Here is a 14,503-nt window from a genome sequence, read left to right on the forward strand (position 1 = left end):
ACACCTAGACTTTTGGGTGTGCAAGCAACAGGCATTTGGTTTTAACTCGAGTGATTTGATGAACACGTGTACTTCTACCGCCCCGGAAGTTAAACTGAACGCCAAACACTTGTACTTCTACCAACTCAGAAGTTAAACTGATCGCCAAACACTTGTACTTCTACCAATTCAGAAGTTAAACTGAACGCCAAACACTTTAACTTCTACCGCCTCAGAAGTTAAACTGATTGCCAAACACTTGTACTTCTACCGCCTCAGAAGTTAAACTGAACGTCAAACACTTTAACTTATACCACCCCAGAAGTTAAACTGATCGCCAAACACTTTAACTTCTAAAGCCCCAGAAGTTAAACTGAACGCCAAACACTTGTACTTCTACCAACTCAGAAGTTAAACTGATCGCCAAACACTTTAACTTCTACCAACCCAGAAGTTAAACTGAACGCCAAACACTTGTACTTCTACCAACTCAGAAGTTAAACTGAACGTCAAACACTTGTACTTCTACCAACTCAGAAGTTAAACTAATCGCCAAACACTTTAACTTCTACCGCCTCAGAAGTTAAAGCGTTGAGGAAACATCTCCACTACAACCAAAAAAAAAGCCTACACCCAACGACCACGCTAGGTATAGACTTATGTCTCTTCTAATTTCGATTCACATGCACCATCCGGTATGAAAACTTGTCAGCACGGGCAATGCTCTTGGTGTATTCAATCACATCATTTTTGGAACTGTAGGTTTTCCGCGTAATTTCCAATACGGGACTGCCAGGCGCGATATCAAGAAAGCGCGCAGCCTTCTCAGTAACCAAGGTTGCAACAATCTCCTCTTCGGCCTGTTTCACGACCGTTTGATAATCTTCACGCAACACATCATACATCGACCGTTTGTCCAAAGCCTTATCGATAAAACCGGGAAACAACCGCTCAGGTAAATAAGTCTCTTCAATCATCATCGGAATACCATCTGCTAAACGCTGGCGGTAAAGATAAACCACTTGCTCATCGTCACCCACTGGCAATATCGCCTGCAACGCCTTGGTCACCGGGATTAAGCGTTTATCGATAATATCGGTTTTGGGTACACGCCCTAATTGTTTCATATGTTCCGTAAAACTATACATGGAACCAATATTAATCGCTCGTTGATAGTGGTCCGTTACCATGCTCCCCTTACCTGGCCGCGCAACAATATAACCCAAATCCTCAAGTTGCTTTAACGCCAACCGCACGGTCGTACGGCTAATCTGATATTGCTCAGCAATTTTCCGTTCCGAAGGCAAATAGTCGCCCGCCTTAAGATTTTTATTGATATATTGAATCAGCTGCTCACTTAATTGCATATAAATCGGTTTATCAGCCATTAGACGCCTCCATTTAATTCGATAAACTTATCATAAACGGTTCAGGCACCACTTGCAACACAAGTCTTTTAACCTTTAATAAATATCTCTGCCGCTCCCTTTGATAACAGCACATCACCTGCTCTAGTAATCACAACCGCTTCAACACCAGCAATCGCATCAATGGACGCAATCACTTCATCACTCATACGATTGTAATAAAGCGTCGTATATAATTCAGCATCCAAAGACTTTTTAGTGATTACCGTTAAACTGGCTAAATCATTTTTCACCGGATAACCCGTGTTAGTATCAAAAATATGATGATAGCTTTCACCCTTAATTTCCAATGTGCGTTCATATATTCCTGACGTGACAATCGATTGGTCACGTACAAATAACATTCCAATCGTTTCATGTCGATCTTTCTTGGGATTTTGAACACCAATGCGCCACAAACCATCACTGTGTAAAGGATGTGAACCAATCAAAAGAATATTCCCACCTAAATTAATCAAGCCTTCCGTTACACCTGCTTCAACAAATAAGCTTTTTATTTTATCAGCAAAATAACCTTTAGCAAGTGCCCCGAGATCAATTTCCATCCCTTGCTTTTCTAAATATACCGAAGAATCTTCCTCAGATAAAGTAATTAAATGCGGATCAATTAATTCGAGACGTGCATCAATTTCGCTTGTTTGCGGTAAACGAGCACCTTCAAAGCCAATTTTCCAAAGTTTAACCAAAGGTCCAATAGCGATATTTAGTGTGGTGGTTGGGTTTAAACTATGACGTTTTCCAAATTTGATCAGTTCAAATAATTCGGCATCAACTTGTACAGCTTTCTGGCCAGCAAAACGATTAATTTGCATTAATAAACTATTTGGATCGTTCGCGCTAAAGCGTTTTTCGTAATCTAGCAACTTCTCCTTAGCTTCCTCAAACAAATAGTCCGCAAAGAGATGGTTAATTTCCAATGTTATCGTGGTACCCATGGCTCTAAATTGATATTTATTCATTAGGGTTTTAATGGGTTGTAGCGCTAGTAACGTCATCAACGGCTTCAGCTTTTTGAGTTGCAGAACTCGTTGCGTCGGCTTTTTGTGTCGCAGACGTAGTAGCATCATTGCCACCCACTAGCGTTTGACCCGTTTGTTTTAAATACCAATCAATCATGGGTTTCATATCAAAAATATATTCATTAATTCCCATGTATTTGCCTTCATCATCACGAACGGCTTGATAATTATGCACCACATATTTTTCCGGACCATGCGTAGGGACGTGAACACGGACAATATCTTGTTTTCCTGAACGTAATTGCGAAATCACCCATTTAACATTTTTATAGGTTCTTTCAGGATGACAGGCTCCTAAAGGGTTTCCAGGTTGTTCAGGGTAGCGTTTGGCCAACATTTCCTCAGCTGGAGCCACATTATTATAGTACAGAAATTGGTTGTTACTGTCCGCAAACGTTAATTCCATCGGCATAGACCGCAAGAACTGATCAATTTGATTAACGGTTAAAACCCCACGGTTTAAATTAACATAATCATTGCCAGAAGCCGCATTAACTTTTTCGGATGCTTGCTCAACCCAATCGGCTGCGTGCATATCAATGCCCTCAATCGTCGATTCTATTTTCCCAGTGGCATTTAAATCTTCTTCAATCGCTGTCGCTGTTTCTTTAGGTTTTTCATCTAAACTCGAAACAACCGCAATAAATCGAATAAATTTCTCAATACATGAGGCAAGGAAATTAATCGTGACTTGATCTTTTAAATTATTTTCTTCATCAAACGCCTCTTTAACATTACCTAGTAAAAACTCATTACCTGGCAAAACAATCGCATTCACGCCAGGTGAGTCCAATATTTGACGCAAAGACAATTGAGCCCGCGAAGATCCTTGACTAAAGTAGGAAGCCCCAACAATCATGACGGGTTTATTTTCTAAAGGATGAATTTTAAAGGATAACCATTCAATCAAGCTCTTTAATGCCGCTGGGATCGTATGATTATGTTCAGGAGTCGCAATAATTACACCCTCAGCTGCTTCAATGCGACGGGCAATATCTTGGATGATCGGTGAATTTGTTTGATCATTACTTTGGTTAAACAAAGGCACTTCATTTATTTCAATAATATCTAACTCAATTAAAGCTGCAAAATGTTTTTGAATGAATTGTAACAACAAGCGATTATATGATTGTTTTGCATTAGAACCAACAATACCAACAAGTTTCATTTTAATTTTCTCCCCTTATTTATCTTCCCAAGTGAAATTATCTGCTTCTTTCACATTAGCGGCATGCGCAGCTGTCAAATGCTCCGTGATTTCCACAAACGTTAAAAAGTCATTGAACAAGCCCGTTAATAACTCCACTTTTTCTTGCGAAATTAAATTCCCTTCAGCATCAAAAGCCTGCAAAGAATGGTCCAACAAGTATTCAGAACTTGGCATAATGCGTGCTTTTAATTCAGGCGAATCTAAAATTTGGCGCGCATGCATTTGTGCCCGTGACGAACCTAAGGTACCATAGGAAGCCCCCACAACCATAACGGGCTTATCGACAAATGGATGGGTTTTAAATGAAAGCCAGCTTAAAGCGTTCATTAAAGCCGCCGGCACAGAATGGTCATATTCTGGCGTTGAAATAATTACCCCATCCGCTGCTTCTACTTTGTCCGATAATATTTGGACGTTTTCAGGTAGTTCAATCTCATTATCCTTGACAAATAACGGCAAATCTTTGATCTCTACTAATTCAATCTCCGCTAAATCTGCATACTGTCTTTGAATGAATTGCAACAACTTCCGATTGGTTGATTGATCTGAGTTCGTTCCAACAATCCCTAATAATTTTTTCACGTTTCTTCCCTCTTTCAATAAATATCACTGCTGTTTTATTTTTTGTTCCATTACTTCTAATTCAGCTAAAGCAATTTTATTCCGATTGATTTTTGAATAAGCTCGGGCATCATAAATCAACTCGAGTGTTTTTTCCGTTGGTTCATTGGTCGCCATAGCATTTTTTGCTAATTGAAGTGCCGCTCGGGCTAAATAATACGTCACATGGTTATCCGCACAAATTGAAATCGCATGTTCAGCCAAAGCATTACTAATTTCGATCTCCGAAATCGACGCATAAAACTGACTGCCTTGAAACACGATATGGAGCACACGCCAAACGTCTTCCATTGTTTCAGTTGTGTAATCATAAATTTTGTCTAATACTTTTGAAAAATAAAATTCCGCTTTCTCTAATTCGCCCATTTGCTGGTAAACCATGCCGGTGCCTGTATGTGCTAACAACCGATAAATGGATGCTGTTTCTGTTGACTCACTTAAATTAATTTGATCGAATTCATATAATATCTGCATCGGGTCTTTCTGATGATAAATCATACTAAAAGCTTTTAAATAGTGGTAGCGCAGCCGTATGTCTTCGTTATCAATGGCTTCAGTGTCAATTGTTTGTATGATGGCTTCCACTTTATCATATTCACTAACGATTAAAGCAAACTCAGCTTCATCCATCTTTTCAATTAAATCGGAATATTTGGGTGATACTTTAGGAAATAATTCATTTAATGGTAAATCCAATCGATGGCATAATTGTATTAAAATTTTCAAACTAGGAGCTTGCCCATTATTCTCAAAACGGCTCAATGTTGCTTGAGTACAAATACCATCAGCTAATTCATTTTGATTGAGTCCTTTCGCCTTTCTTGCCTCAACAAATCTTTCAATATTCACATTTCACCTCCAATAACTTAACTTTTATGTGATTCGATTCACTACGATTGATATTATACATATAGTTTATATTAATAGCAATGATTTATATAATATTTTATATATTTTTTATTCGTTATTTGTATTATGGGTTTGTAAACGTTGTATTGTTCAGTTTGTGTTTCTGTTTTTACGGTTAGTCTCATAATTGTTTGTAATCTAATCAATAGCTTCTGTGAATGTGTGAACGATTGATGGGATGGCGGAAAATTGTGTTTTAATGTTTTATCAACTGCACCTTTTGTAAGGATTTAAAAGCAGAAAACAAATCCCATTTCACTTCTGCCTTAATAACGAATGCTCTTTGAAGAAAGTTAGCTTCGAATTGGAAACGAACTACAAAAATGTAGTTCGTTACATCAACGAACTATAAAAATGTAGTTCGTTACACCAACGAACTATAAAAATGTAGTTCGTTTTACCGACGAACTATAAAAATGGAGTTCGTTACATCAACGAACTATAAAAATGTAGTTCGTTTCACCAACGAACTATAAAAATGTAGTTCGTTCTACCAACGAACTATAAAAATGTAGTTCGTTCACTCGACGAACTATAAAAATGTAGTTCGTTTCATCAACGAACTATAAAAATGTAGTTCGTTTCACCAACGAACTACAGAAATGTAGTTCGTTCACTCGACGAACTATAAAAATGTAGTTCGTTTTACCGACGAACTATAAAAATGTAGTTCGTTTCACCAACGAACTATAAAAATGTAGTTCGTTCACTCGACGAACTATAAAAATGTAGTTCGTTTCATCAACGAACTATAAAAATGTAGTTCGTTTCACCAACGAACTACAAAAATGTAGTTCGTTCACTCGACGAACTATAAAAATGTAGTTCGTTACACCAACGAACTATAAAAATGTAGTTCGTTACATCGACGAACTACAAAAATGTAGTTCGTTTTACCGACGAACTATAAAAATGTAGTTCGTTACACCAACGAACTATAAAAATGTAGTTCGTTCTACCAACGAACTATAAAAATGTAGTTCGTTACACCAACGAACTATAAAAATGTAGTTCGTTCACTCGACGAACTATAAAAATGTAGTTCGTTACATCAACGAACTATAAAAATGTAGTTCGTTGAACCGACCAACTACAAAATTTCATTCAAAAAGGCACAACGAAAACCTCCGTGTTAGATAGTTAGCTTCAAAATAGATGCTAATTCGGCGATACAAGTAAGCGGGAGGTTACGAACCGCGTGTTTGTGTAAGAATGACTTTGTCATTGGTAAATTAAGTTTTTCAATACCTTTCCTTTTTCACTTACCCAACCTAATGCATACAAAAAGAACAGCCCCCATAAGGCTGTTCTTTAAAAGGTTAAATATTAATGTTCGTTTGGATCGTCAATTGCATCTTGATGTGTTTCGTGAACCGTACCAGGTAAATGGTCAGGTCCAGCGTAAACAGTATAAAGTTGTAATGGTTCACTTGAGTTATTTATTACATTATGCCATACGCCTGCAGGAACAAAGATAGCATCGTCATCATAAACATCTTGAGTGAAGTCTAAATTGTCTTCTGTAGGACCCATTTTGCAAATGCCTTGGCCACTTTCAATACGTAGAAATTGGTCAATTCCATGATGAACTTCTAAACCGATATCATCACCAGGTTGAATCGTCATTACAGTCACTTGTAATTTTTCACCAGTCCATAACGTCGTCCGGTAATTTTTATTTTCTACCGTTGCTTTTTCAATATTAACCACATAAGGTTCTTTACCGTGATCTTTGAAATCAATCGTATCTGACATTAAAAATCCCTCTTTCTATTTTTGTTTATACCTTAATTATACGCCTCTTAAATTTTAAATCAAATGAAAAAGCTTACAAACTCAACGATAATAAATATTTCATCATTAAACTAATTACCCATTTTTTTCACAAATTCTTGCTGATAAACGTTGAATCCTACATCATCTGTTTCGGCAAAATCGAATACGTCAGCATATTTCCATTTACCCGCTTTGTTTGTTAATGCACCTGCTACGATTTCATAGGCTAATAAAGCATCGGATTGGCTACCATCCATAAAAGTAATCCCATAATGACTTGCCGGAACAAAGCCCAAAGCTTGATAATACGCTGGATGTCCAGTAATTACAATCGCTTGGTAACCTAATGTTTGAGCACGATAAATAGATTCAGCAATTAATTGACGTCCAATGCCTCTTTGTTGATGATCTGGATCAATACTTAAGGGACCAAATACAATCACTTCGGTTTCAGATAAATCAGCATGAATAATTTTTGCTTGACTGTACATAATATGAGCAAACAGCCTTTGATCTTCCATCAAAACCCAATCCAATTCCGGAATATAAGCCGGGTCATTTCTTAATAAATGCGCCAAGTAATGTTCACGTGTTTCAGTTCGACCTTCTAATTCCATCCCTTCGAAAGCACGGAAAATTAATTCTTCGATAGCTTGATTATCATCTGGTGTTGCGAGTCTAATTTCAAATGCCATAAATGAAACCTCATTTCTTGATAATCACTAAATATCGACGTCGATAATAATCGGTGTGTGGTCTTGACGTGTGCCTGAATCAATCATATCAGAGGTATTTACTTGATTGATGATTCTTTCACTGACTAAAGCATAATCAATTCTCCAACCGGAGTTATTTATTTTACTGGTTTTAACGCGTTGTGCCCACCAGCTGTAAATACCTTCGACGTCGCCATGAATATGTCGGAACGAATCCACAAACCCTTTGTTTAGCAAATTACTAAAGCCCAAGCGTTCTTCGTCGGTAAAGCCTGCCGAAAAATGATTGCGGTCTGGATGCGCCAAATCAATTTCTTTGTGCGCAACATTAAAGTCACCAACGGCTATAACAGGCTTGGTTTGATCCAATTCACTTAAATAGTCGGCATAGCGTTGATCCCATAATTGACGTTCTGGCAAGCGTGCTAAAGAATCACCCGCATTCGGTGTATAAACTTGTGTAACAAATAGATCATCCAATTCGAGTGTCAAAATACGCCCTTCGGCATCCATTGTTGTAGGTGCACCAATCGTTGGCACTGAAACAATGACATCAAGACCATCACGCACCAAGAAAAGGGTGCCGGCATAACCTTTACGCGCCGGTTCTATTGAACTACGCCAGATAACAGCATAACCACTAAATAATTCTTCCAAAATCTTTAAATGAGCTTTCGTTGGGCCTTTGACGGATAATTTTGTTTCTTGAATCGCAATAATATCAGCTTGATGACCTTGAATGGTTTGCAACACATCGCGCGATAATAGCGCCCGCACTGAATCACTGGTTAAGGCAGCGTTTAATGAATCAATATTCCAAGATATAACTTTCATGTATGTCTCCCATCTTATCTTAATAGCTTAATTATCTCATATTTTGTAATACTTTCAATTAAGTCGATTTTATATAGAATTTAACGTCTTTCTTGTTTATAATTAATTTTACTAGGAAATTTAACTGGAGGTTAAAGATGGAGACCGAACGCCCAAGGCAGAAGCCAATAGACTTATTTTTCGAGACTTATATCATGAACGACACCCAAATTTCACCCAATGTATTTTATTTTACAGGGATTCTATTTATTCTTTTTGCTTTTTTAGTCGATAGCCCTACCATGATTTGGAATGGCTTTTGGGAGATTATGGTCTCTCCTTCCAGCTTAATCACAGATTATTTTGAAGTCGGCGGTATAGGTGCTACCTTTGTGAACGCCGGTATTGTTTTACTTTTTAGCACTTACTACGTTCAGCGGTATACAAATGGGTTAACCGGACCATTGAGTGCGGCTTTATTTACCATTTTAGGTTTCGCCTTTTTTGGGAAGAACCTCTTTAATACCTTGCCGATTATGTTGGGAACCGTCTTTTATAGTCATTTCGTTGGCGAAAACCACAATCGTGCCTTATTAACCTCGCTGTTTGCAACTGCTTTAGGCCCTATCGTTAGTTTAATTAGTTTCAGTCAAAATTTACCTTTATACTATGCCATCCCCCTTGCCTATGGAGTCGGAATTTTAATCGGTTTTATTATTACGCCGGTTGCATCCGCCTTTTTAAGATTTCATCAAGGCTATAACTTATATAATATTGGCTTTACTGCCGGGGTTATCGGTATGCTTTTAATAAGCACCATGCGTGCCTTTAACTGGGAGGTTGATATCGACAATGCTCACTACTTTAAACCTTCCATAGCCGTCAACGTCTTTTTCATTTTATATAATCTATTATTGATCGGCTTGGGATGGTTTGGAAATCGACACGTCAAAGCATCTTACCGTAATTTAATGAATGAGACGGGTGTGCTCATCAGTGATTTTGTCCAATCCCACAGCGCTGGCTTAGCTCTAATTAACGCCGGGGTTTTAGGTTTAATGAGTATGGGCTATGTTTTTCTGGTTGGCGGTGTCATAAATGGACCCGTTATCGGAGGCATTTTAACTGTAGTTGGCTTTGGTTTATTTGGCAAGCACCCTAGAAATGTCACCCCGGTCGTTGCAGGGGTATTTATTACACAGCTCTTCATGCATACTGATTCACCAGGGTCGACTGCTTCTTTACTTGCCGCCCTCTTTGGTACGACCGTCGCACCCATTGCGGGAACATTTGGTCCCTTGGCAGGCTTGATTGCAGGAGCACTCCACGCTACACTGGTTCAATTTATCGGAATCGTTCATGCCGGCGTAAACCTCTACAACAATGGCTTTACCGGTGGTTTCGTTGCCGCTACGCTAGCTCCTATTTTTGATATGTTAAAAGAAAGGAAAGCTAATCATGCCTCAAGAAAAGAAAAAAATTAAACTGATTGTCAGTGAACTACTCGACTACTTCTTAAACCAAAACATCGACAACCTTAATATCACTATTCAAAAACAACCCACCCAAATAAATATCACCTTATCTGCCCCGGTCCAGCAACTACCCGCCGATATGGATGAAATTCTCAATAAACTCAATACCCCTCGTCAACCTGAAATGGAAGACTACTATGAAGATCTCTTAGGTTTACGCGAACACCGCTTTGACGTAGAAGTCCTCGCTACCATGGTTGATGCAGCCGAAGTAACTTTAGATGATAATAGCATCATGACCTTCTCCATAGTTAGGCTTTCTAAAGATAAATAACAACAAAAAGCTGACAAGCGCACACATGGCCTTGTCAGCTTTCTATTTTCTTATTGCTTACAAACTCTTCTTGTAACAAACCAAAAACAAAACTATCCGTCCATTCCCCTTTAGTCCAATAGTCTTGCAAAAAATGGGCTTCTTTGCGCATACCTAATCGATAACATAATTTTTCCGAAGCCTTATTTCGCGCATCCAAGTTGGCTTGCACCCGATGGATAGAAAAATCCGTAAATAGCCGCTCTAGTAAAGCCTTGATAGCTTCAAAAGCATAACCATGACCATGAAAAGCCCGATTAAACACATAACCAATCTCAACGGTTTCTTTCATTTCTGTATACCAAACAAATAATTCGCCAATCACTTGATTATCCAAAACCACGGCCAAAGTAACCGGCGAAGCTTGACTTAATTGATTTTGTTTTAAACGTTTACTAAACGCCTCAGCCCGAGTAGCATCCGTCCAAGGTTCGTGTAACATGTAACGGCAGGTTTCTGCATCAGAATGTATAGCAAATATCTCAGCTTCATCACTTTCTAGTATTGGACGGATTTGTAAACGTTCCGTTTGAAAATTCACTCTTGGTCACTCCCCTTTTGACTCAGCCATGCCTTGACTTCCTCCAAATAAAACGCATCAATCGTTATTTGATGGGCTTCAACAACCACAACCTGGTCACTAACCAAATCATACAAACGTTGATTAATCTCATTGATAAACGCATTTAAAAGGAGCCCGTGTTCAAGACTAAAAGCCTCCGCCTCACGGGTGGTCAAGCCATTCTTATCAATAATTAATTGGATGAACACGACTTGAAGATCATTTTCACCCTTTTCAATAAATACCGCTGCCTCATCCGTAAGCTGTTCCTTTTCAACGGGCTCGGCAACCACATCAGCAGCTTCGATAATTAGCTCATCTTCAACGTTCTCATCACCAACAAAGTCGGTAATCATATCAACAATTTGGGTTAATTCTTTTTGTGAAGAAGTTAACTTCTCCAAGTTTAAATCGATGGTCTTACGTTCAGGTATGGAAGCAGCTTCTTTTTCACGTTGACCTTTAGCCAGTTCAGCTTCAGTGACAGCTTTTATTTTCTCAGCCACCCAAGGATTGAAACGCTTCTTAATATTAGTAATATCGGAGTCGACTTTAATTTGACGCACACCCTGTTTTTGGCGAATGGTATTTTCAGCGACTTTAATCAACGAGCTAATAAAATAAAAATGTCTATCTTCCTCATAAGGTTGAATCGTCGAATACGATAATCGGCTAATAAATTGATTGCGTGATTTGTTAGGAGTTGGCCCACCCTCATCATTAATCGCGTCCATAATAATTTGCCAATAGTCAAAATATAAATGGATAATTTCATTTTTAAATGGTTCTTCCCAAACCTTAGTCGTTCGACTTTTGGTCGCGAAAAGAATGCGCAATTGAAGCTCATTTAATTCAAAGGTATCACGAAAGCTTCCATCTAAATCCCACCAAACGGCCTTCGTTCCATAATCTGTTAGATGAAATAAGCGTCTAAGTTCCGCCGATGGTTCCGGTAAAAAGGCTAAAAATGATTTTGTTTCTTTTCGAAGGATGTCTCTTTCCGCAGGGTTCAATTGATAATTAAGGATTGAAAAATCATAGTCAAACCCCCAATAATTATCATCATAATAGTCTAAAATTCGATCACGGCCATAAGCATGTAGAGCTTGCAGAAAGCGTCTGACTTCATATCCACTACGCGTCATAGAACGAATATATTGAAATAAAGATGAATTTTTTTGCTTAAAATGACAATCTAATACATCTATATACCGTAAATAGAGTGCTAAAACAAGCTCTGCCAATTCTTTTGATTTCCAATATTGATCCGCATAATAGTATTGATCAATATACTTCACCCAATCAATCTCTTTTTCAGTATGTTCCTGCACCGGAATCAACTCTGGCACATCAAATGTCACATCAATAATATCCTCTATATTTTTAGTTAACCAGTTTTTTAACGCTTCATAATTAATTTTTTTCATTCATCTTCACCTCAATTCTGTTCGTAATTATGCTTGGGCGTATAGCATGGTAAAAGTCTATCAAAAAATACCTGTCTAGGCAATAAATGAATCGCCCTGTAAAAAGGCATTCACTTCATCGATAGCCAAGGCTTCGTCAATCACATATTCAATCATCAAATCTTTCGGTACTAATTTGTGATATTTAAGATGCGCAATTTCAGACTGCAAAATTAAATCATTATGTTTAAAGAAATGAATCCAGTCGTCGCGACTTACATTGGCTTCGCGTGCTTCAATCAAAGATTCCCGAATGTGGTCCCCGACAATAAAAACAGAGGTCACACCTTGTTTGTATACACGTCCCGTCACAAGTCCCAATAAATAAACCAACGTCCGATTAGCTTTAGACCCTAGGAAACTCACTAACCAAGGATCACCATTATCGGTTAATTGGAAATAATAGCCATCTTTTTTCATAATACTACCCGCTAAATTGTCAAAACTCTCTTGAATTAACGGTTCATAGTGCATCCAATCACCCGTTAATAAAATTTGTTTCATCCGCTCACGGACTAAAGAAGAAACATCTTGCCGATCCTTGGATTCAAAATAGGCTTCACCTTTATTAGCAGGTATAACATGGACTTGTTTTTTGGGTAAATCAATCCATAAAATTTGCCAGACCTTCCCACTCAACAAGATGTTGTCTCCATTCGTTAAACCCGGTTCAATCGCTATCGTTCCAATATTTTTTAAATCATGATACACACTTAATTCTGGTTCAGTCGAAAATTGTGTATAAAACTCAGCCATACGTAACAAAGGTTGCGCATTATAGCCTGAAATCATTTCATAATTATCCATTAATTCTAAATATTCCCGTTCAACCATACTATCAATTAAATAATCCAAATGCTCATCTTTAATCGCTCGCCAAACATGACCTCGTCTTAGATGTTGATGTAAGGCTTCTTTGGTTAACCCATTATGCTCGATCACTAGAGAAATAATCTGGTGTGCTAACACATCAAAGGGTTGTGTAATTTGTGGACTGGTGTCTAACTGACCTTCATCTAATAGCTGGATTGAGGCAATCCCTTGCAATAATTCCCAAGCTTCATGAGCAATAAAACGCAATTTATTAACACCGGTCCGGCGCCCAGAGCGTCCTAACCGTTGCGATAAAGTAGAGACGTTAGGCGGCGGTCCATATTGAATAATACTATCCACAGCACCAATATCAATCCCTAATTCCAAGGTTGAAGTGCAACAAATGGTAAACTTTCGACCGCGACTTTCTTTGGCAAACTGCTCCGCAAACAATCGCGTATCTTTAGGTAAAGAGGCATGATGCACAAAAAAGCTCGCCTGATTTTGCTTATTTTTTTCTGCCCGTCGATTAAGTGATGATCCAATTTCTTCAACCTTATTACGACTGTTGGGAAAAACAAGCATTGATTCAGTTTGAGCCGCAGCATAAATGACATCAATCCCCTTAAAAAAAGAAGATTCATCACTTTTTTGCTTGGGAAAGTAAAAAATTTCATGCATTCGCTCATTTTGTCCGCGATCAACAATCACACTGGTTTCACGCTTGTTTTGAAAAAATAATTTTGCAGTAAAATAATCCTCCTTATCCAAAGTAGCTGATAGACCTACACAGCGCGGGTCCTTTTGCATATAGAAACCTAATCGATTCAACAAAGACATCACTTGAATTCCGCGATTTTCACCTAAAAAACTATGGATTTCATCAATAATAATCCACTCAGTTTGCCCAAATAAATGCCTTGCTTGCTGGGGCCGATTAACCAGCATCGCTTCAATCGATTCAGGGGTAATTAAAACAATCCCATTCGGATGTTTGATTAGCTCTTTTTTCTTAGCTTGATTCGCTTCGCCATGCCAACTAGTGACATTAATCCCTAAATCTTGACATAATTGAACCAACCGTTTGAATTGATCATTGATTAAGGCAATCAAAGGCGAAATATAAAGAATCTTAACCCCATTGGTCCAGTCATCCACTTGATTAATCGCTGGCAAAAAAGCCGCTTCAGTTTTACCCGAAGCAGTAGGTGCCGCTAATATAAAATTATTATCACTTTCTTGACTAAAAGTGATGGCTCGCTTTTGAATCGGCCGTAAGGCTTGCCAGCCACTTGCATAAATATACTCTCGCAATGGGCGTTTTAATAAGGAAAAAGCATCCAT

The 14,503-nt window shown here is 38.3% G+C and carries 13 protein-coding genes; 2 read left to right on the forward strand and 11 right to left on the reverse strand.

Going from position 1 to position 14,503, the window contains the following annotated elements; translation table 11 throughout:
* Nucleotides 1-647 precede the first annotated feature (647 nt).
* The 8 genes from NRE15_RS03140 to NRE15_RS03175 all read right to left on the reverse strand — a co-directional run bounded on the left by NRE15_RS03140 (nucleotide 648) and on the right by NRE15_RS03175 (nucleotide 8,491).
* Nucleotides 648-1,367, reverse strand: coding sequence for a GntR family transcriptional regulator (locus NRE15_RS03140; protein WP_313794166.1), 720 nt, complete (start codon nucleotides 1,365-1,367; stop codon nucleotides 648-650).
* A 68-nt stretch (nucleotides 1,368-1,435) separates the two neighbouring features.
* A complete protein-coding gene (locus tag NRE15_RS03145) occupies nucleotides 1,436-2,401 on the reverse strand; it encodes an FAD:protein FMN transferase (RefSeq protein ID WP_313794167.1) in 966 nt (321 codons plus the stop codon).
* Nucleotides 2,373-3,593: an NAD(P)H-dependent oxidoreductase gene (locus tag NRE15_RS03150; RefSeq protein ID WP_313794168.1), complete on the reverse strand. Its 1,221-nt coding sequence runs from the start codon at nucleotides 3,591-3,593 to the stop codon at nucleotides 2,373-2,375. Before NRE15_RS03150 ends, NRE15_RS03145 begins: the two co-directional genes overlap by 29 nt.
* A gap of 15 nt (nucleotides 3,594-3,608) precedes the next feature.
* On the reverse strand, nucleotides 3,609-4,217 hold the full coding sequence (locus NRE15_RS03155; RefSeq protein WP_313794169.1) for an NADPH-dependent FMN reductase: 609 nt from the start codon (nucleotides 4,215-4,217) through the stop codon (nucleotides 3,609-3,611).
* Nucleotides 4,218-4,241: 24 nt separating this feature from the next.
* Nucleotides 4,242-5,105: a helix-turn-helix domain-containing protein gene (locus NRE15_RS03160; RefSeq protein WP_313794170.1), complete on the reverse strand. Its 864-nt coding sequence runs from the start codon at nucleotides 5,103-5,105 to the stop codon at nucleotides 4,242-4,244.
* A 1,386-nt stretch (nucleotides 5,106-6,491) separates the two neighbouring features.
* On the reverse strand, nucleotides 6,492-6,920 hold the full coding sequence (locus NRE15_RS03165) for a cupin domain-containing protein (protein WP_313794171.1): 429 nt from the start codon (nucleotides 6,918-6,920) through the stop codon (nucleotides 6,492-6,494).
* A gap of 110 nt (nucleotides 6,921-7,030) precedes the next feature.
* Nucleotides 7,031-7,636 (reverse strand): GNAT family N-acetyltransferase, encoded by a 606-nt coding sequence (locus tag NRE15_RS03170; RefSeq protein ID WP_313794172.1) that lies wholly within the window; start codon nucleotides 7,634-7,636, stop codon nucleotides 7,031-7,033.
* A gap of 27 nt (nucleotides 7,637-7,663) precedes the next feature.
* On the reverse strand, nucleotides 7,664-8,491 hold the full coding sequence (locus NRE15_RS03175) for an exodeoxyribonuclease III (RefSeq protein WP_313794173.1): 828 nt from the start codon (nucleotides 8,489-8,491) through the stop codon (nucleotides 7,664-7,666).
* Nucleotides 8,492-8,628: 137 nt separating this feature from the next.
* Between NRE15_RS03175 and NRE15_RS03180 the strand changes: the two genes are divergently transcribed.
* Both NRE15_RS03180 and NRE15_RS03185 read left to right on the forward strand, forming a co-directional pair.
* Nucleotides 8,629-9,954 carry a DUF1576 domain-containing protein gene (locus NRE15_RS03180; RefSeq protein WP_313794174.1) on the forward strand — a complete coding sequence of 442 codons (1,326 nt, stop codon included), beginning with the start codon at nucleotides 8,629-8,631 and terminating at the stop codon, nucleotides 9,952-9,954.
* Nucleotides 9,929-10,279 (forward strand): hypothetical protein, encoded by a 351-nt coding sequence (locus tag NRE15_RS03185; protein ID WP_313794175.1) that lies wholly within the window; start codon nucleotides 9,929-9,931, stop codon nucleotides 10,277-10,279. Before NRE15_RS03180 ends, NRE15_RS03185 begins: the two co-directional genes overlap by 26 nt.
* A gap of 34 nt (nucleotides 10,280-10,313) precedes the next feature.
* Here NRE15_RS03185 and NRE15_RS03190 read toward each other — a convergent pair whose 3' ends face one another.
* From NRE15_RS03190 to NRE15_RS03200, 3 genes are all read right to left on the reverse strand, one after another.
* Nucleotides 10,314-10,859: a GNAT family N-acetyltransferase gene (locus NRE15_RS03190; protein WP_313794176.1), complete on the reverse strand. Its 546-nt coding sequence runs from the start codon at nucleotides 10,857-10,859 to the stop codon at nucleotides 10,314-10,316.
* Nucleotides 10,856-12,307 (reverse strand): tellurite resistance TerB C-terminal domain-containing protein, encoded by a 1,452-nt coding sequence (locus tag NRE15_RS03195; protein WP_313794177.1) that lies wholly within the window; start codon nucleotides 12,305-12,307, stop codon nucleotides 10,856-10,858. Before NRE15_RS03195 ends, NRE15_RS03190 begins: the two co-directional genes overlap by 4 nt.
* Before the next feature lie 75 nt (nucleotides 12,308-12,382).
* Nucleotides 12,383-14,503, reverse strand: coding sequence for a DEAD/DEAH box helicase (locus NRE15_RS03200; protein WP_313794178.1), 2,121 nt, complete (start codon nucleotides 14,501-14,503; stop codon nucleotides 12,383-12,385).

It is taken from the genome of Fundicoccus culcitae, assembly GCF_024661895.1.
In the GTDB taxonomy this organism is placed as follows: Bacteria; Bacillota; Bacilli; order Lactobacillales; family Aerococcaceae; genus Fundicoccus_A; species Fundicoccus_A culcitae.